This is a genomic window from Brevibacterium aurantiacum (genome assembly GCF_003932995.1).
In the GTDB taxonomy this organism is placed as follows: Bacteria; Actinomycetota; Actinomycetes; order Actinomycetales; family Brevibacteriaceae; genus Brevibacterium; species Brevibacterium aurantiacum.
In genome coordinates this window covers 3,282,576-3,300,081 of record NZ_CP025333.1, presented here as the reverse complement: position 1 = coordinate 3,300,081, position 17,506 = coordinate 3,282,576, and the positions used below count along the sequence as shown (strand labels likewise).

General features: G+C 62.5%; 20 protein-coding genes and 1 pseudogene. 12 read left to right on the top strand and 9 right to left on the bottom strand.

Translation table 11 applies throughout. From position 1 onward, the window contains the following. The first annotated feature begins 3 nt into the window (after positions 1 to 3). Both CXR25_RS15280 and CXR25_RS15275 read left to right on the top strand, forming a co-directional pair. A pseudogene (locus CXR25_RS15280) lies at positions 4 to 628 on the top strand (DNA-3-methyladenine glycosylase I). A gap of 75 nt (positions 629 to 703) precedes the next feature. Then, positions 704 to 1,147, top strand: coding sequence for an NUDIX hydrolase (locus CXR25_RS15275; RefSeq protein ID WP_114384481.1), 444 nt, complete (start codon positions 704 to 706; stop codon positions 1,145 to 1,147). A 29-nt stretch (positions 1,148 to 1,176) separates the two neighbouring features. Here CXR25_RS15275 and CXR25_RS15270 read toward each other — a convergent pair whose 3' ends face one another. Next, positions 1,177 to 1,446: a hypothetical protein gene (locus tag CXR25_RS15270; RefSeq protein ID WP_096167678.1), complete on the bottom strand. Its 270-nt coding sequence runs from the start codon at positions 1,444 to 1,446 to the stop codon at positions 1,177 to 1,179. 36 nt (positions 1,447 to 1,482) lie between these two features. Here CXR25_RS15270 and CXR25_RS15265 point away from each other — a divergent pair, with 36 nt between their 5' ends. Further along, positions 1,483 to 2,040: a hypothetical protein gene (locus CXR25_RS15265; protein ID WP_125240778.1), complete on the top strand. Its 558-nt coding sequence runs from the start codon at positions 1,483 to 1,485 to the stop codon at positions 2,038 to 2,040. Between the two features lie 485 nt (positions 2,041 to 2,525). Continuing rightward, on the top strand, positions 2,526 to 2,765 hold the full coding sequence (locus tag CXR25_RS15260) for a hypothetical protein (protein ID WP_096146373.1): 240 nt from the start codon (positions 2,526 to 2,528) through the stop codon (positions 2,763 to 2,765). A gap of 145 nt (positions 2,766 to 2,910) precedes the next feature. Here CXR25_RS15260 and CXR25_RS15255 read toward each other — a convergent pair whose 3' ends face one another. Further along, a complete protein-coding gene (locus CXR25_RS15255; protein ID WP_164513843.1) occupies positions 2,911 to 3,456 on the bottom strand; it encodes a hypothetical protein in 546 nt (181 codons plus the stop codon). Between the two features lie 309 nt (positions 3,457 to 3,765). Between CXR25_RS15255 and CXR25_RS15250 the strand changes: the two genes are divergently transcribed. The 3 genes from CXR25_RS15250 (at position 3,766) to CXR25_RS15240 (ending at position 6,586) form a co-directional block, all read left to right on the top strand. Further along, positions 3,766 to 4,716 carry a YihY/virulence factor BrkB family protein gene (locus CXR25_RS15250; protein WP_096146374.1) on the top strand — a complete coding sequence of 317 codons (951 nt, stop codon included), beginning with the start codon at positions 3,766 to 3,768 and terminating at the stop codon, positions 4,714 to 4,716. 101 nt (positions 4,717 to 4,817) lie between these two features. Beyond that, a complete protein-coding gene (locus CXR25_RS15245; RefSeq protein ID WP_096146375.1) occupies positions 4,818 to 6,050 on the top strand; it encodes an MFS transporter in 1,233 nt (410 codons plus the stop codon). 47 nt (positions 6,051 to 6,097) lie between these two features. Further along, positions 6,098 to 6,586 carry an SRPBCC domain-containing protein gene (locus CXR25_RS15240; RefSeq protein ID WP_096146376.1) on the top strand — a complete coding sequence of 163 codons (489 nt, stop codon included), beginning with the start codon at positions 6,098 to 6,100 and terminating at the stop codon, positions 6,584 to 6,586. On the opposite strand, the gene CXR25_RS15235 is transcribed toward CXR25_RS15240, so the two are convergent. Then, positions 6,587 to 8,014 (bottom strand): MDR family MFS transporter, encoded by a 1,428-nt coding sequence (locus tag CXR25_RS15235; RefSeq protein WP_096167680.1) that lies wholly within the window; start codon positions 8,012 to 8,014, stop codon positions 6,587 to 6,589. Between the two features lie 261 nt (positions 8,015 to 8,275). Here CXR25_RS15235 and CXR25_RS15230 point away from each other — a divergent pair, with 261 nt between their 5' ends. Together CXR25_RS15230 and CXR25_RS15225 are read left to right on the top strand one after the other, a co-directional pair. Beyond that, a complete protein-coding gene (locus tag CXR25_RS15230; RefSeq protein WP_114384482.1) occupies positions 8,276 to 8,851 on the top strand; it encodes a hypothetical protein in 576 nt (191 codons plus the stop codon). 35 nt (positions 8,852 to 8,886) lie between these two features. Beyond that, the gene (locus CXR25_RS15225; protein WP_096167683.1) at positions 8,887 to 9,357 is read left to right on the top strand and encodes a hypothetical protein; all 471 of its coding nucleotides are present in this window, start codon (positions 8,887 to 8,889) and stop codon (positions 9,355 to 9,357) included. Between the two features lie 18 nt (positions 9,358 to 9,375). Here CXR25_RS15225 and CXR25_RS15220 read toward each other — a convergent pair whose 3' ends face one another. From CXR25_RS15220 to CXR25_RS15200, 5 genes are all read right to left on the bottom strand, one after another. Further along, positions 9,376 to 10,383: an aldo/keto reductase family protein gene (locus CXR25_RS15220; protein ID WP_096167685.1), complete on the bottom strand. Its 1,008-nt coding sequence runs from the start codon at positions 10,381 to 10,383 to the stop codon at positions 9,376 to 9,378. Between the two features lie 9 nt (positions 10,384 to 10,392). Further along, positions 10,393 to 11,148 carry a GntR family transcriptional regulator gene (locus CXR25_RS15215; RefSeq protein WP_096167687.1) on the bottom strand — a complete coding sequence of 252 codons (756 nt, stop codon included), beginning with the start codon at positions 11,146 to 11,148 and terminating at the stop codon, positions 10,393 to 10,395. Between the two features lie 68 nt (positions 11,149 to 11,216). Then, a complete protein-coding gene (locus CXR25_RS15210; RefSeq protein ID WP_114384484.1) occupies positions 11,217 to 12,542 on the bottom strand; it encodes an MFS transporter in 1,326 nt (441 codons plus the stop codon). Positions 12,543 to 12,613: 71 nt separating this feature from the next. After that, positions 12,614 to 13,264, bottom strand: a complete 651-nt coding sequence (locus CXR25_RS15205) for an NAD(P)-dependent oxidoreductase (protein ID WP_096157511.1) — start codon at positions 13,262 to 13,264, stop codon at positions 12,614 to 12,616. Then, positions 13,261 to 14,178: an EamA family transporter gene (locus CXR25_RS15200; protein ID WP_096167691.1), complete on the bottom strand. Its 918-nt coding sequence runs from the start codon at positions 14,176 to 14,178 to the stop codon at positions 13,261 to 13,263. Before CXR25_RS15200 ends, CXR25_RS15205 begins: the two co-directional genes overlap by 4 nt. A 79-nt stretch (positions 14,179 to 14,257) precedes the next feature. Between CXR25_RS15200 and CXR25_RS15195 the strand changes: the two genes are divergently transcribed. From CXR25_RS15195 to CXR25_RS15185, 3 genes are read left to right on the top strand one after another with little or no spacing between them, the layout of a single operon-like run. Further along, on the top strand, positions 14,258 to 15,148 hold the full coding sequence (locus CXR25_RS15195) for a LysR family transcriptional regulator (RefSeq protein WP_125240777.1): 891 nt from the start codon (positions 14,258 to 14,260) through the stop codon (positions 15,146 to 15,148). Then, on the top strand, positions 15,148 to 15,864 hold the full coding sequence (locus CXR25_RS15190; RefSeq protein WP_009884863.1) for an enoyl-CoA hydratase/isomerase family protein: 717 nt from the start codon (positions 15,148 to 15,150) through the stop codon (positions 15,862 to 15,864). Before CXR25_RS15195 ends, CXR25_RS15190 begins: the two co-directional genes overlap by 1 nt. A 54-nt stretch (positions 15,865 to 15,918) precedes the next feature. Continuing rightward, positions 15,919 to 16,716 (top strand): sulfite exporter TauE/SafE family protein, encoded by a 798-nt coding sequence (locus CXR25_RS15185; protein ID WP_096159648.1) that lies wholly within the window; start codon positions 15,919 to 15,921, stop codon positions 16,714 to 16,716. A gap of 48 nt (positions 16,717 to 16,764) precedes the next feature. On the opposite strand, the gene CXR25_RS15180 is transcribed toward CXR25_RS15185, so the two are convergent. Further along, positions 16,765 to 17,418, bottom strand: a complete 654-nt coding sequence (locus CXR25_RS15180; protein ID WP_101583002.1) for a hypothetical protein — start codon at positions 17,416 to 17,418, stop codon at positions 16,765 to 16,767. Positions 17,419 to 17,506 lie beyond the last annotated feature (88 nt).

Below are 17,506 nucleotides of genomic sequence, written 5' to 3'. Positions count from 1 at the left end.
CAGATGACCGAGACCAAAGTAGGCGAAAGCCCCGATGGCGATGGTGCGGTGGTGGGTGAGGACGGGATCGCGCGGACCCCGTGGGCCTATGGCGATCCACTGCTTCTCAGCTACTACGACACCGAATGGGGTATGCCTGTTCGCGACGAATCCGGGATGTTCGAACGCCTGAGCCTCGAAGGCTTCCAGGCGGGTCTGTCATGGTTGACGATCCTGAAGAAACGCGAGCGTTTTCGTGAAGTTCAAACAGTTCGACGCCGAGGCGGTCGCTGAGTTCGGCGAGCCCGAGATCGAATCGCTGCTCGATGATCCGGGAATCATCCGGCACCGAGGAAAGATCGAAGCCTGTATCGGCAATGCCCGAGCAACATTGGCCCTGCGTGACGAGGGCGGTTTGGTCGACTTCATCTGGAGCTTCCAGCCCGAAGATACGCCTCGACCTCGCACGCTGAGTGAGGCGCCCACAACAGGGCCTGAGTCGACGGCACTGTCGAAGGTGTTGAAGAAGAAGGGGTTTCGGTTCGTTGGGCCGACCACCATGTACGCGCTCATGGAGGCGGTCGGTATGGTTGACACGCACGTCCTCGGATCCCATCGCCGAGGTGCGTCCGGAGTCTGGCACGACTGACCCTTCCGACGACTGCCGTGATGACGGACCGAGTTCACCGTCTGCGCGCAATGACCACGCCGATGAGAGGCTGAAATGAACGATATTCGAGTCAGTGCACTCGCCCTGCTGCACCCGTTTGAACCGCTTTTGCTCATGGTGCGCAAGGAGGGCACGACGTCGTTCATGCTTCCCGGTGGTAAGCCCGAAGCTGGGGAGACCGCCGAAGAGACGATCGTCCGGGAGATCAGCGAAGAGCTCGGGCTCAGCCTCGAGACCAATCGTCTGTCCCCATTGGGAACCTTCGCTGCAGATGCAGCTAACGAAGCAGACCACCAGGTGATCGGGGACGTGTTCCGCTATGACGGGCTGCCCGCCGAACTCAACGTGGATCGCATCAATCATCAGGCCGAGATCTCTGAGGCTGCGTGGTTCCCGTATGCGCCTCTGCCTGCAGACACTGATTCTAGACAGTTTGCTCCACTGACGCGGCTGCAGGTCATACCGGCACTTGCAAAGCACGGTCTGCTCACTGAGTGAACGAACGTGGTGTTCTCATGGGGTGACGATCAGACGCCTCGGCGCTGGAATGCCAGTTCCATGATGAACAGGTGGACTCCATGCCCGAGGGCCAACCCTGCCGTGAGGAAGCTGAGCACGATATCGAATACCCCGACGTCCTTGTAGGGCGGAGGATCGACATGACCAGGTGACTGCAGCAGTGTGGATCCGACGACGGTGGCTGCCATGAGGATCGTAGTCAGACCGCTTGTCGAGATTTTTCCGACGGCGGCAAAGGCCAGCAGCACTGCGGCAAGCAGGAGGACCAGCAGCGCCATGAAGTCATAGCTCGGATCATCTGTTCGGGCAGAGTCTTGCCTTGGCTGTCCTTACTGTCCGTCATCGGGATTCAACTTCCGTGGCTTCTGCTTCACGACGGCTGTTGCTGCTGCAATGACGACAAGCGCGAGCAAGCTCAGTCCCACACCGGTCCTCAAGTGCATGAGGCGGTCGGTTCCTGGGCGAGGGTGCTGGACATCCATTACAGTCCCGTTTTCAAGGACCATCGGCGTGACTGCTTGCCGGAGGCATCGAAGTATCAACACCTGGTCCACGAATACGGACTTGTTGATCGTTACGATTCGGAAGAAGCACGGATCGCGCTCAACCATCTGTGGAGAGCTGTCGATGATCGATTGAACTTCTTCACGCCGACGCGGAAGCCGGTCACCTGGGTCAAGGACTCTTCAGGCCAGCGCAAACGGATCTATGACGAACCGGCCACACCCTTGGATCGTCTGAGTGAAGCGGGTGTGATGTCACCCAGCCAGGAGTCAGAGCTGATCACGTACCGCAACAGCCTCGACCCTGCTCAACTTACGTCTGAGATCGGCCATTGGCAGGAACGGCTCAAGTCGATTTCGGCGCTCTGAGTGTGACCTCGGCGTAATGGGTTGGACTGACGGTCGACAGCCCGCAGGGTGGCTCGACGGGCACCCCACAGGCGATTGTAAAAATTTCAACTTTAGCAGGGGTGCCTGCTATAAATCCACCCTTGATCGAACTCCGAGACGGGAGATTCTCTGGGGGTTACATTCGCGTAACTTCCAGGTACAGTGAGTACCGATTGTGATCTGACGAACCTTCTGAGCTACGACACAACGATATGTGTCGCCCCACGCCTGAGACGCATTCGCACGTGTGTGGAGTGGTACTTCAGTGGGGATTCACCGGGGTTGGAGACGACCACCATCGCTGAGGGTGTCGGTGTGCAGCCAGGCCATCCTCAAGCACCGGAAGAACTGGAACGTCAGAACAGCATCTTGGGGGATGGATATGGAACTGTGCGCACTGATGGAAGAGACTGACTGGTGAGGGCAAGCGGAAGTGCCCTGCGGCGCGGCCGCTGGGAGCGCTCATGATTCAGATCATTGCAATTTCCCTGATCGCCTATGCAGGGATCGCCATGTTCATCATCATCTTGCTGTTGTCGAAAGCCGATTACGGGCGATCATGGCGTGATCGCAGAGACGCTGCGCGCATGGGATTCTTCGTCCCAGTCTGGCCGCTTCTGGTGCTCTATCTGATCTACCGCGCTGTCTCACGACTATGGCACTTGGCCGAATGGAACATGCCCGCTGATCGGCAACACCGCTGAAGAAATGGGGAGCGGAAAAACGGGCACGTTGAAAGTCAGACGGGCTGAAAAGCAGGCACGCCGACGGTGCGATGCGCCTTGGGATAGACGGGCATCAACGCCCAACCGCCTCACCTGAGATTGCCCACCCGCTCCCTCTTTCATGTCAGGTATTTGGCTGGCGTGAATAGGCGATGAGAGCCCGATACAGATCGAGTGGTGCGCAATTGGCGCCCTTCGCCAGTGATTTCACGAGTTTCCGATAGGACTGGTAGTCCGTCTGGTTCGGGTTGGCCGAGTCGAGCAGGTTGTACTCGTGGAGGACACCGGTGGCGCGAGAATCCATGATGGAGTACTTTTTCGGGTTGAACACTGTCAGCAGGGTGCTGGCCAGTGGCCCGCCGACCCCGGGAAGTACTTTGAGGAACGGCAGTCGCAGGTGATTGGGTGTGTCCTCGTCGAGGGCCACAGCGGTCACATACTCGATGTCATCGGAGTTGATGTTTTCGAATGTCGCCTGCGCCGCGATAGCCTTCCACTCGGCAACTTTGAGGAATTGCTTGTGTTTGTATGACTCACGTTTGACGACCTTGGGCCCGATGGAATCAAAGATCTCTGCTTCGGTGTCCGTGACCGTGTACTGAGGCTCGAATCGCAACACGAATGCCGTGTCGATGACGCCGCTGGAATTGTTTTCGTGAGAGGAGGTCATGTCGTGATTGTACAGAGGAGGCCTGACTTGAAGATGAATACTTGAGGCCGCAGCGTCGCCCAGCACCCCGGCGATGAGCATGGCTTCCATCGTTGAGACCATGGCCTCAGAGTGCAACCGTCGGATCACCTCTCGCCGGGATTGAATGTGAGTCTCGCGTGGTGTTGTGGCAGCGCCGGGCAGTGACTCCGAGCAGTTACGATGTCTTCGTATCGCACTGTCCCCAGCAGAGTTCCCCAGCAGCAGTTCCTAGCACCGTTTCCCAGCAGCAGATCCCCAATGGGTGATTCGAGAATCCAGGAGATTGTCATGGCAGAGAATATCCCCACTCGCGCCGAGTCATTCGCAGCTGAAGACGGGTCGTCGGCCCCAGCCGGTGCCTCTGCCAGGCGCGATCGGGCACTGAGTCACCGCCTGCGGACGCCGGAGCGAGGCAAGCGGCACATTCTCACCAACACGATCCGTCACGTGGTCAACGACGAAGGCCTTGACCTGGCAGCGGGACTGGCGTTCTACGCACTCCTGTCGATCGCGCCCGCGGCCCTCGCTCTTGTATCGGTGCTTGGTGTGCTGGGTGAGGCGAAGTCCACCACCGAGGCAGTCCTGGCCCTGGTCTCGGATCTGTCGTCTGAGGTCGCCGAGGCGATCCGTCCGATCGTCACCGACCTGGTGTCGACACCGGCGGCAGGTTTCACCCTCGTCGTCAGCCTTATCGTGGCGATCTGGTCTTCCTCGAAATACGTCGGTGCCTTCGGCCGAGCAGCGAACAAGGCCTACTCGGTTCAGGAGAGCCGGCCACTGTGGAAGCTCAAGCCGACGATTCTGCTCATCACCCTGGGATTGCTGCTGCTGATGGTCGGACTGGGACTGCTGCTGGTGGTTTCGGGCCCCATAGCTGAATATATCGGCAAGCTCGTCGATCTGGGGCCTGTGGCGGTGATGATCTGGAGTATCGCCAGGTGGCCGGTGGTGATCGTCTTCGTCATGCTCGTGATCGCCATCCTCTACTATGCGACCCCGAACGTGACGAAGTCGCGGTTCCGCTGGTCGAGCCTGGGAGCACTGATCGCGCTCATCGCGCTGGCCCTCGTATCCGTGGGTTTCGTCATCTATATCAACAATTTCGACAACTACAACGCCACCTACGGTGCCATCGGAGGTGTGATCGTCGGATTCGTCTGGCTCTGGATGGTGAACCTTGCCCTCATCTTCGGCGTCGAGCTTGATGCTGAGATCGAAAGATCCCAGCCGTCTGACTGACAGCACCAACAGCACCAACAGCACCAACGGCACCGACAAGACTGCGACGCCCGAGAGGACCGGACTTCGGCCCCCGGTGCCGCGTGCCGTATGGTCACAGCATGAGTTCTGACCGGTCTGCTGCTTCGACGTTCACGCCGGCCCTGTTGGGGCTGGTGTGGACGGCCATGTTCGGATTCTCGGCCTTCTTCTTCAGCTATTCGACGATGGTCTCGATCGCTGCCGTCGACGGGCTCTCCACAGTCACCGGTGGTACGGTGCTGACGACGATGATGATCGGTGTCATCGCAGCTCAGCCTTTCGCCCCGTGGGTGGGGCGGGCTATGGGACTCAAAGGCGCTTTGTTCTTCGCTCTCGGGCTGCAGCTGTTGGGCCAGATCCTCGGGCTGACGGTGCCTGCGCCGCTGCTTGGTCTGGTGTTGGCGGGGCTGTGCGGGGGAGTGGGCTTCGGGCTCTTCGTCGTCTTGGCCAATGCCGCCGTGCCGTCCACGACAACGCCGGGCCGCATCGGCAAGGCCTTGGGATTCTTCGGCGGCATCACCTCCTTGGCCGCGGCGATCGGAGCTCCACTCGGACTATGGCTGGTCGGAGCGGTTCCCGTATGGACCTTCCGGGTGATTGTGTGTCTCTCACTTCTTCTCGCCGTACCGACTGTCATCAAGTATCTGCCGGGTCGTGAACCCAAAGCAGAGAAGCTGTCCGATGGTGACTCCGGGGCCACAGTCCACGGCCGCACGGAGGACCGAGGGCGAACGGAGGGAACACCTCCACGCCAGACACAGCGCCGAGGCGGGCGCAGCCTCGGCGAGGTCCTGTATTTAGTCATCATGCTCTCCCCGTTTCTCATCGGCATGATCGTCTTCGGCGTCATCATCGGGTTCGGGCCGGGCGAAGATGTCGCTGGTGCCGCCCTGTACATCGGTGCGATGCAGATGTCGGCCGTGGTCGGACGGTTCGCGGCCGGGGCCATCGCTGACCGTTTCTCCCCATTCGCCCTCAATCTTCTGGGTTTGGCCCTGGCGATCATCGGACTGGTCGTCACCGTCATCGTGTCCGGCGGCATGCTCTTCCTGGCCATGATGATCATCGGACTGGGATTGGGCACTCTGCAGTCAGCGAGCTTGGTGATGGCGTTTTCCAATGTCAGCACACCCGCGAAGGCCAGCGTTGCTTGGAACATGAATTTCGATATCGGTTTGGCCATCGCCGGAGTTCTCGGCGGGCTCGGCTTCACCTACCTCGGCGACTCTGCGACGTTCCTCGTCTGTGCCGCATTGCTGCTGCTCACTGGTGTCCTCTCCTTGATATTGCGTGCTCTGCGACGCTCACGGTGAGCGCAGGGTCTGTTCCTTTCGTCCCCCGCAGGTGGTAGGAATGCCACATGAGCGATGAACAGAGCACGAAGAATGCGCCACTGGACGAGTTGTCCTTCACGGTCATGGGCTACATTTCGAAGTCTCCACATGAGACCTTTGAAGCCGTGGCCGAGCCCAAGCAGCTCTCGAAGTACTTCACCACGGGAGGTGCGCACGGACGACTGGCACCCGGCGCCGAGGTGACGTGGGACTTCGCGGATTTCCCGGGCCGGTTCCCGGTCGAGGTCATCGATTCGGTTCAGGATGAGAAGATCGTCGTCGCGTGGGCCGGAACTGAGCACGCCACAGCCGAGAACACGACGACGACCTTTGAGTTCTCGCCCGTCGACGATGGGACCCGGACGCTTGTGACCGTGACCGAGCAGTCGTGGAAGACAACCGTCGGGGGAGCCGAGGGCGCTTTCGGAAACTGCATGGGCTGGACCGGCATGCTGGCCGCGCTGAAGGCCTGGATCGAATACGGCATCGACCTTCGCGAAGGCTTCTACAAGTAATCAGCCCGGCGTATTCTGCCCGTGCGAGTTCTTGATGAAGAAGGAACCGACGATGCCGAAGATGCCGACGACCGCGGCAACGAAGAACGCGACGTCGGCGCCGTGAACCAGCCCCTCGACTCCGTAGACTTCGGGATCGCGCGTCGTGGAGACCATGATGGTGACCAGGACTGCGGTACCCACCGAGGCCGCGATCTGGCGGAAGGTGTTGTTCAGTGCCGTCCCGTGTGGGATGAGGCTCTGCGGCAGCTGATTGAGTGCGGCCGTCGTCACCGGCATCATCACCATGGCCACCCCGAACATGCGAATCGTGTTGACCACGGCGAGGTAGGTGAACGAGGTGTCGGCCGAGAGGTCGGCGAACATGAACGTGGTGACGGTGAGCAGTGTGAACCCAGCGACGGCCAGCCACTTGGCACCGATGGCGTCGAAGATGTGTCCGGTGACCGGCGACATCAGCCCCATCACCGCTGCACCCGGCAGAAGGACCAGGCCTGATTCCATGGCGGTGAAGTCGTTCATGTTCTGCATGTAGAGCGGCAGGATCATCATGCCGCCGATCATGACGATGAACACGCACATGCCCAGGGCGGTGTTGAGAGTGAACATGCGGTAGCGCAGCACCCGGAACTCGAGCATCGGCTGGTCCAACTTGAGCTGGCGTGGAATGAAGATGGCCAAGGCGATCACGCCGATGGCGAGGGGGATGATGACTTCGAGGCTCAGCCATCCCGCGTCTCCGGCAGTTCCGAAGCCGAAGAGCAGTCCGCCGAAGCCGAACGTTGAGAGGATGATCGAGGCGACATCCAGCTTGGGATACGTGCGCTCGGTGACGTTCTTGAGGATGAAGTAGGCGACGATGATGTCGATGATCGCAATCGGCAGCATCATATAGAAGAGAACCTCCCAGGGGAGGTGGTCGACGATCCAACCCGAAAGGCTTGGCCCGATAGCCGGGGCGAAGGCGATGACGAGACCGAAGGTGCCCATTGCCGTGCCGCGCTTCTCCACCGGGAAGATGGCGAAGAGGATGGTCTGCATCAGCGGCATGATGATGCCACCGCTCGACGCCTGGATGACGCGTCCGAGAAGAAGGACGGGATAGGTCGGTGCCAACGCGCAGACCAAAGTGCCGACGATGAACAGCAGCATCGCGGTGAGGAAGAGCCCTCGGGTGGTGAATTTCTGGATCAGGAAGGCCGTGATCGGAATCATGATGCCATTGACGAGCATGAAGCTCGTCGTCACCCACTGCGCGGCGCTGGCCGTGATGTCGAATGACTGCATGAACGCAGGCAGTGCAGTGTTGAGCAGGGTCTGGTTGAGGATGATGACGAAGGCCCCGGAGACGAGAACCGCGAGGACTACATTCCGGTTGATCGGTGTGCCATCGGCAGTTGTGTAATGGCCCTTGTCCTCGTCTGTCACCGAGATTCCTGCTTTCCCTCAACCGCCTGTGTGCACCGGCGCGGTCGGAAGGCAAAGCGAATCTGTCCGCTCGCACTGTCTGTGTGCCTACCGCGCCGTGCGAGTCTACTCTCAAGGACTCGCGCTGTGTGAACAGGGTATCGGCACGTGGCAAGCGGGGAGTGGCGCAGAGGTGTCCTTGAGTCGACGGTTCATCCACCGCCGAGCCGACCCCTGAGATCATCAGTCTCGCCTCCGGGGCGATTCCTGAAATCCTCAGCAATGGCTGACACGGTAGGTTGCAATCGTAGAAAGGGGCGCCAGATGATCTTCGGCAGATGGGGGACGTTCGCTCGGTTCGTTATGCTCACGACCGGTATCGGTTTGGCCACCAGTCTGACGTGGTCTCTGTTCACCCTCGCAATCGGCGGGTGGGACCGGAGTGGCGACGACGTGACAACCTTTTCATTGATCGCTGCCATCGGCGCGGGGCTCGGCCTCGTCATGGGATTCCCCTCCTATTGGGTGGTGCGGCTATTCGTGCGCTGGATGACCTCGCGGGCAGGAACTGTGCTCTTCTTCTTCCTGCTTGCCGTCGCCTCGGTGATGGTGGAAGTCGTTGTGGTGGTCATAGTGGCTGGAGGCGACGTCGGTGAAATCGCATCATTCTTCGTCATCCGTGGTGCAGGAGATCTGATGGGCCTACCCGGGATCGCACTTTCGGCGGGTGTGTTCGCCGCTGTTTGCGCTCCGCTCGTGCTCCGGCCCATGCCAGATTCGCTGCGAGAGGCGGATTCTCCGCGGCCCGCTGGAAGTGGAGTTGCTGGATGTGGGGCTGCTGGTGCTGATGAAAATTGACAAGCTAGATCACAGGTGCAGAAAGGGTGTGCAGGATGGTTCTCGGCAAATGGGGTTCGTTCGGACGATTCGTGTTGTTGACGACAGGTGTCGGTGCCGTATCCGCACTGGGGATGTATGTATTCAGTTCGCCTCCCGCAAGCTTCTTCGAGGTGTTGGAGGGTGCGGCGTTTAGTCTGTTCTTCCTCGTGCCGGGTGCCGGGCTGGGGCTGGTTGTCGGAGTACCGGCCTATGGGGCGCTTCGTCTCTGTCTTCATGCGTTGCCCGGTCGGAAGTCGGCTCTCGCCTTTTTCTTCGCTCTTGGCATCTTTTCGGCGCTGACCGCCTTCGTCGTGGTCCTCGTCCTGACGGGAGGCCCGTCAACGTATACCTATACATCGGTGGGGGATCTGGTGGCGGCACTCGGGTGGCCGGCCTTGACGGCTGGAATTCTCACCGCTGCTGCCTCATTCCTCATAGTTGAGCCAGCAGGCAACGAAGCACGGCCGGCCCCGCTGCCCAACTGACTCAACTCAAAGAAACAGTCACACGATCCGGGTCGGCGGCGACTTCGTCTTCGATGGATCCGTGACAGGCCGATCACCGAGGGCATCATCGATGCGCGCGAGCACCTCGGCGTCGAGTTTCACGCCGGCTGCGGAAACATTCGACTTCACCTGCTCGGGACGCGAGGCACCGACGAGCGCGGTCGCCACATTGTCGTTGGCAAGCACCCAGGCGATGGCGAGCTGGGCCATTGTCAGCTCCAGGTCGGCTGCGATCGGTTCGAGTTTGGCCACCGCATTGAGCGTGTCGTCGTCGAGGTAGCGGTCGGTGATCATGTCCTTGCCGCCCTTCTCGTCGGTGGCACGCGAGCCGGCAGGGGCAGGCTGGCCCGGCTTGTACTTGCCGGTGAGCACACCCTGGGCGATCGGTGACCAAACGACCTGTGAGATCCCGAGTTCCTTCGAGGCCGGGACGACCTCGGACTCGATGACGCGCCAGAGCATGTTGTACTGCGGCTGGTTCGACACGAGCTGAATGCCCAGGTCACGGGCCAGATAGTGCGCGGCACGCAGCTGATCGGCATTCCACTCGCTCACGCCGATGTAGAGGGCCTTGCCCGCGCGGACAAGATCCGCGAACGCCTGCATGGTCTCTTCCAATGGGGTCTCGTAGTCGTAGCGGTGGGCCTGGTAGAGGTCGACGTAGTCGGTGCCCAGGCGTGACAGGGAGCCGTTGATGGACTCCATGATGTGTTTGCGGGAGAGCCCGGTGTCGTTGTGGCCCTTGGGGCCGGTCGGGAAGTACACCTTGGTGAAGATCTCCAGGGATTCGCGACGTTGTCCCTTGAGGGCATCGCCGAGGACCTGCTCGGCCACGGTGTTCGCGTACACGTCCGCGGTGTCGAAGGTCGAGATGCCGGCATCGAGAGCGGCATGAACGCACTTCGTCGCGGTGTCGTTCTCCACCTGGGAGCCGTGCGTGAGCCAGTTTCCGTAGGTGATTTCCGAGATCTTCAGGCCGCTGTTTCCAAGATATCTGTGCTCCATGATTTCAGCCTACTGCTGTATGGGCGGAGTGGACACCCCTCGCCGAAGCATCGTCGAATCGAAGGCTGACGATGACCTCACCGAGGTGGCCGTGGGCGGTGCATTCTCTGCGAGGTGCCCGCGTAGAACGTTTGCAAACGCCGCTGAGTCGCCCGAGCTCAGGTGTTTGGTCAGAGCGACGTGTTCGTCGATGATCGCCTCGCACCGGTCGAGGAGCCGCTCGCCCGAGGCGAAGAGGATGAAACGGTGCCGGTCGGAAAGCTGGGAATAGAGTTCGAGCATCACCTGATTGTCCCCGGCCTCGACGAAGCCGCGATGGAACTCAAGCGTCAGGTCGATGAACGCGGCGACGTCACCTGCATCGAAAGCATCACGCTGAGCCTGGATCGAGGCTTCGAGGGCATCGGCGAGTTTCTGTCGCAGGGCATCCGGAGCCCGATCGACGGCCGTCGTCTCCAGCACGAAGCGGGCATCGGCGAGCTCGGCGATGGTGCGCTGATCGACTCCCTGGACGATGGCTCCGCGCTTGGGGTAGATGACGATCCATCCCTCGTCCTGCAGCCTGGCGAGAGCGACCCGCACCGGTGTGCGGCTGACTTCGAGCTCGGATGCCAGACCGGCCTCGCCCAGCATGGTCCCCGGCTGATGGGTGCTGTTGAGGATCTGAGCGCGGATGAGCTGATAGGCGCGCTCGGCTGCGCTGGGGGTCTCGCCGCTGCTGGTCGTCGCCACCGGATTCTCCTCGTGTGTTGCAGAAAACGTCATATCCGGACCTGATGATCATCGATCGCTTCGGCCGGAATCCTTCCCCTCAAACTACCCGAGAGGTCCCTTCAGTCTGCATATGACGCCTCTGCGGTGCTGTCGGCTGAGCCGAGAGGTTGCTCTCGCCCGGGCCAGCGCATCAGAGGCACCGCCCTGATCGAGAACGCCAGGGCGATGAGGAGGACGATCGTGGCCATCATATTGATCCACAGGAATCCCCCCGCCTGGAGCACCGTGCCGGCCATGCCGGCCATGAGAGCGCCGCCGAGGTTCATCGCCGCATCAGAGGCACCCTGCAGCGTGACCTTCGCATGCTGCGGCACTGAGGCTGTGAGCAGCGCGGATCCGCCGATGAGGAACATCGACCAGCCCACGCCGAGGAATATCAGAGCCGTGCTCAACAGGACCATTGACGAGACCTCGGCCGCGGCATCGATGACGCCGAGGGTGATAGCTGTGGCGAAGACGACGACGCCGCTGGCGATCACCGTTCCTGGACCGAAACGGTCGGCCATCCACCCGAATACGGGGGAGAGGGCGTACATGCCGGCGATGTGCACGCTGACGACGATGCCGATCGCGCCGAGCGAGAATTCCTGGTGGTCCATGTGCACCGGGGTCATGACCATGACGTTGGTCATCATCATCTGACCGGCGATGATCGTGATCATCGCGAACAGCGGCACCGGCCGCGCTGACGCGAAGCGCAGTGCCGGACCCAGCTTCATCGTCGGCGGTTCGCTCGTCGAATCCTCAGCGGCCGCCTCGGCGAGGGGGCTGTGGTCGGAATCCGCCGCAGTCGGAGCTGATCCCGGCTTGATCTTCTTGGCCAGCGTCGACGCGACCAAGGTCGCCAGCCCGAAGGCGGTCATCGAGATCAGGTATGGCCCGGCCAGTTCGTTCATGCCCAGTGCCGCGCCGAGGTGCGCGCCCGGTGCCGTGAAGCTGGGCCCGAGCACGGAGCCGACCGTCGTCGCCCACACGACCAGCGACATGGCCCGCCCGGCATTCGCGGGATCGACGAGATCGACCGCGGCATAGCGGGCCTGCAGGCCAGAGGCCGTCGCGGAGCCACACAGCATCATGCCCAGCATGAACAGCGGCAGGAACTGCAGGGCGACGCCGAGGAGGACGACCGTCGCACCGATTGTGCCGATGCCGAATCCCAAGGTCAGAGCGGTTCGCCGACCGGCCCTGCCCGCCAGCACCGCGAGGGGATAGGCGATGAAACCGGCGCCGAGGATGACGCTCATCTGCGCGATGCCCGCCATCGAGGTCTTGCCGGTGATCTCCTCGGCCAGCAGACCGCCGACCGCGTAGCCGGAGGCGATTCCGGCACCGGAGAGCAGCTGTGCGGTGATCAGCTTGGCCTGTGCACGCGTGCGGGTCTTCATCGACGCCTTCCGTTATCTCAGTCGTGTACCCACACAACGTATCTTGGACCCATCTTGGATACAAGATGATCTCAGGGCCGCCGAGGTGGCTCCGAGGCGATCGTGATGTGGCGGTCCGTGCCCGGGGACTCGAGTTCGTCGATGACTGCCACTGCGAGGTCCTCGGCGCTGATGTGCGATCGCCCCTCGTGATCGGTCAGCAGCGTCGTCGTGCCGCGTCGGTAGGAGCCGGTGCGAACTCCGGGTTCGAGAACGGCTGGAGGACTGAGATAGGTCCAGTTCTCATTCGAGTGTTCGCGGCAGGCCGTAAGTTGGGCGACGCTGGCGGCGGCAGTGGTCCGCCACCTTGCGGGAACGAAGGCGGGGTCGTCGACAACGAGCCGATCAGGATCCTTGGGTGAGTGCAGCGGCCCGGCGCCTCCGACGACGAAGAGGGGGGTGTCGGCGCTAGCGCTGGCGGCAAGGACCGCCTCGGTGATGGTGATGAAAGCATCCTCCTCACCGGGCACGACGCGGACGGTGAGCACGACAGCATCGGCCCGCTCGAGCACAGAGTCGAGGTCGGTGGCATTGCTCGCATCTGCCTGCGTCGACGTCACCCCGCTTCGGGGTTGGTGAAGGGCTGTGCGTGAGGCTGCGATTACGTGATGGTCACGGTCGGCCGCCTCGGTGACGATGCGAGACCCGACCATTCCGGTGGCTCCGATGACAGCGATTCTCATTTTCGTTCTCCATTCTCAGTGCGTGGGCTCAGCTGACCGCAGAACAAGGCGGCCAGGGCGAGGGCGAATCCGGCGAGCTGGACGAGGTTGAGCGACTCCCCAACGAAGGCGACGCCCACGGTGGCTGCGACCAAGGGCGAGAGCAGGCCGAGCAGGGCCGTTGCCGTGACGCGGAGTCTGCCCAGCCCCCGAAACCACAGGGTGTAGGCCAGGAGTCCGCCGATGAGGCCCAGCCACAGGTAGCCGAGGAGGCCGGCGCCGTCGATGGTCTCGGGAACTCCCTCGATAAGCAGGGTCGGGACCAGCAGGACGAGACCGCCGGCGCTCAGCTGCCAGCCGGCGAAGCCCACCGCGCTGACCCCGGCTGGTCGACCCCAGCGTTTGATGAGGATGACCCCGATGCCCATTGATGCCGCCCCGCCGATGCCTGCGAAGATCCCGACCGGGGCGAAGCCGGCACCCGGACCCAGCACTACCATGCCCACGCCTACCGCACCGACGAGTCCCCAGACCAGGCGCCACCGAGAGAGGGCCTCGCCGAGGACGATGACTGCGAGGAAGGTGACGAGGATCGGCTGCGTGGCGCCCAGGGTGGCGGCGACCCCACCGGGCAGACGCTCGGCGGCGACGAAGAGCAGTGGGAAGAAGATCCCGATGTTCAAGGTGCCCAACACGAGGGTCTTCCACCACCAATCTCCGTGGGGCAGTCGACGGGCGATGAGCAGACCCAGGAGCCCTGCGGGGAGGGCGCGCATGAGCGCTGCGAACAGAGGATGATCGGCGGGCAGGAACGCTGTGGTCACAAAGTAGGTCGTGCCCCAGACGGCCGGGGCCAGTGCCGTCACCGCAGTCACCAGGGCCGCCCCACCTGTGGCCTGGCCGGTGACCGGAGCAGGAGAGCGTGTCGTTGTCATGACTCCAGCATCGAACGCGGCAGGTCTATGAGTCCAACACATAGTTTTCATCCCAACGATCATCTGTCACGATAGATGAATGGAATTGCAGCAGCTGCGCTATGTTCTCGCCGTCGCCGAGGAACGCAACTTCACCCGCGCGGCCGCGAAATCGCATGTCGTGCAGTCCGCGCTCAGCCACCAGATCAAGACCCTCGAACACGAACTCGGCGTCCAGCTCTTCGCCCGAACCAGCAGACGCGTCGAACTCACCGAAGCCGGTGCGGCCTTCCTGCCCGCAGCCCGGGCCACTCTCGACGCGGCCCAGCGTGCCATCGCCGAGGCGACCTCGACCATGGGCGACCTCCGCGGTCGGCTGCTCATCGGGGCCATCCCGACCGTGACGACCGTGGACGTCACCGCCGCGCTCGGGGTCTTCCATCGCGCCCACCCGAACGTGGAGATTGGACTGACGGCCGGTGGCAGCCTCGACTTCGTCACCGCGATCCGAGAGTCATCCATGGACGTGGCGGTGCTCGGACTCCCCGATGCCACAGCCCCGACGGGGGTGTCGACCGAGGTGCTCGCGCACGAGCGCCTCAGCGCAGTGATGTCACCCGAACACCGGCTGGCCTCGCGTCGCGGACTTCGCTTGGAGGACCTGGCTGCCGAGACCTTCGTCGACTTCCCGTCAAGCAGTCCGGGCCGGTACCAATCCGATCGAGCCTTCGCCGCTGCCGGACTGAGCCGATCCGTGGCCTTCGATGTCATGTCGACCGAGGTGATGCTCGATCTCGTGGCCCAGAACCTGGCCGTGGCCCTGCTGGCACCGGACGTCGTGCCCGAAGACAGCGGGCTTTCGACTGTGCCGATCACCGATGGTCCGACGCGGATAGAATATCTCGCTTGGAGTGAATTCAACCCGAGTGCAGCGGCGCTGGCCTTCCTCGACATCCTTCGCGCCACCTCGGCGCAGAAAGTGAGCCCTTGATGATCCGACGCACCCGCAGCGACGATGGGATCCTCACGATCACGATCGACAACACCACCAGTGCGAATGCGCTGCGCCCGGGCATGCTCGACGCGCTCATCTACGCCTTCGAAGCGGCATCGGACAATCAGGAGCTGCGCGGAGTTCTGCTCACCTCGGCGGGTCACAAGGGCTTCTCCGCGGGAATGGACACCTCGCAGTTCAAGCATGCGAATGCCTCTCTTGCCCACGTGACGATCACTCGGCTGGGGCAGGTGTGCGAGGCGATCAAGAACTGCGATCTGCCCGTGGCCGTCGCCATCGAAGGCTACCGCATCGGGGGAGCGGCCGAGATCGCTGCAGCAGCCGACTTCCGGGTCGGCGGCACCAACTCCTGGTACTCGATGCCCGAGGTGCGCATCGGCATCCCCTCGGTCCTCGAATCTGTCAATCTGCACCGACTCATGGGGTGGACGAAGGCCACCGAGCTCATCCTCACCGGCAGCCGTTTCACCGCGGCTGACATGGATCGATGCGGCTTCCTCAACACAGTCGTCGAGGACAATGCGGTCGAGACCCGAGCGCTGGAGTACCTGCACGAGACGATGAAGGCCGACCGCGCGGTCATCGCCCAGCAGAAGCGCCTGCACCGGACGTGGAAGAACAGCTTCGAACGCGAGGCGCTCGCCGACAGTCGCAAGGAGTTCGCGCTCGCCTTCGCCCGGAAGAACGACTGACCGACGAGGCCCCAGGGGTTGCCCGCCGAGGTGACGGTGGGGTGAGATAGGCGAGTGGACTTTCTGGGGTTGGTGCTCGTCGGCGTTCTGGTCGGATTGACCACTGTGCTGTTCGGATTCGGCGGCGGCTTCGTCACCGTCCCGATCATCACCCTCGTCCACGCCGACCTCGGCAGTGACACGGCACGGGTGGCCGCAGCCACCTCGGCGCTGGTCATGCTCGTCAACGCCGTCGTCTCCACGCTCTCCACGAAGCGCGAAACCCTGGCCCACATCAAAGGGGAGTGGTGGCTGTTCATCCTCCTTGCCGCCGGTGGGGCCTTCGGGGCATTCTGCGCCAAATTCGCTCCCGAGCCCCTGCTGAAGTGGGGCTTCGTCATCTACATCGCAGTGACCGCCATCGACCTGCTCGCCCGTCCCGGTTTCTTCCGCCGAGGTGGTGCGAAGGTCCGCGATGAGAACCTGAGCGACGGCGGTCGCGGCATCGCCGCCCTGTTCGGATTCCCGATCGGTGGCCTGGCGTCATTCCTCGGCGTCGGCGGCAGCGTCATGACGGTGCCGATGATGCGCCGATCCGGGTCGACGATGACCGTGGCGACCACCCTGGCCAACCCGCTGACCTTGGTGATCATGCTGCCAGCGGTCCTCGTCACGATCACGACCCATGCCTCCACTGCGGTTCCGGGGATGGTCGGCTCGGTGGACCTGCGTTCGGCGTTCGCCCTGCTCATCAGCGCGATCCCGCTGATCGTGCTGCTGCGTCGCCGAGTGCCGAAGATCCCGGAGATCATCCACGCCTGGGGCTACTTCATCCTGCTCATCATCGCCGGAGTCGTCGTCGCGGTGTCGTGATCAGTTGCCGTCTTGACTAGGCCGCCGTCTTAACCAGGTTGCGGAGTCTTACGCGTCCCGGCGACGGCTGCGCAGTACGTCTGGAAGTCCGAAGTAGATCGGCGGGCGGGTTGCTGCACTGTCCGAATCGCGTGGAGCTTCAGTCTTGCTCAGGTTGTCAGAGGTGTCGCTGAGTGCCCATGCGCTTTCCCAGCTGATGAGCTCGCCGGCGTGGCAGACGGGATCGCCGCCGCTCGAGGGAGGCTCGGCCCATAGCCAGAGGTTGATCCCGTACTCGATGAGGGTGAGCTTCTCAGCCCGTTCCCGGACCGTGTTCTCTTTGACCAATGCCGCACGCACCCTCGCCGAGGTGGTCTCGAGTTCCGTCCACCCGTCCTGTCGGTGCGGGAGGAAGACCCACGTCCCCGCGGCGACGTCGGCAGGCACAACCTCCTCCGCGGTCATGATCGTGATGAACTCGTCCGTGGCACGGGTGCCGGTGACTGGGTCAGCGCTGTCAAGGAGATCGGCGAAGCAGGTGCGGGCCACCTCGGCGGTGGGGGAGACTATGAGGATGTGAGGCGCTTCGGCCCGGACCTCGGCAAGACTGAGGCAGGTGAAGGCATTTGCGCGCATCGTCGCCAATACCTGGATCCAGAGACCTGGGATTGGGGCACCGGTGATCAGACGATTCGACTCAGGACGTTCTGCATCGTGTCGCACGATCAACTCCCTTCCTTCGTCACCGACGAATTCGTTCTATTCCACCATGGCACGAGTCAATGCTGAGTGACGTGGGCCAATAACGAAT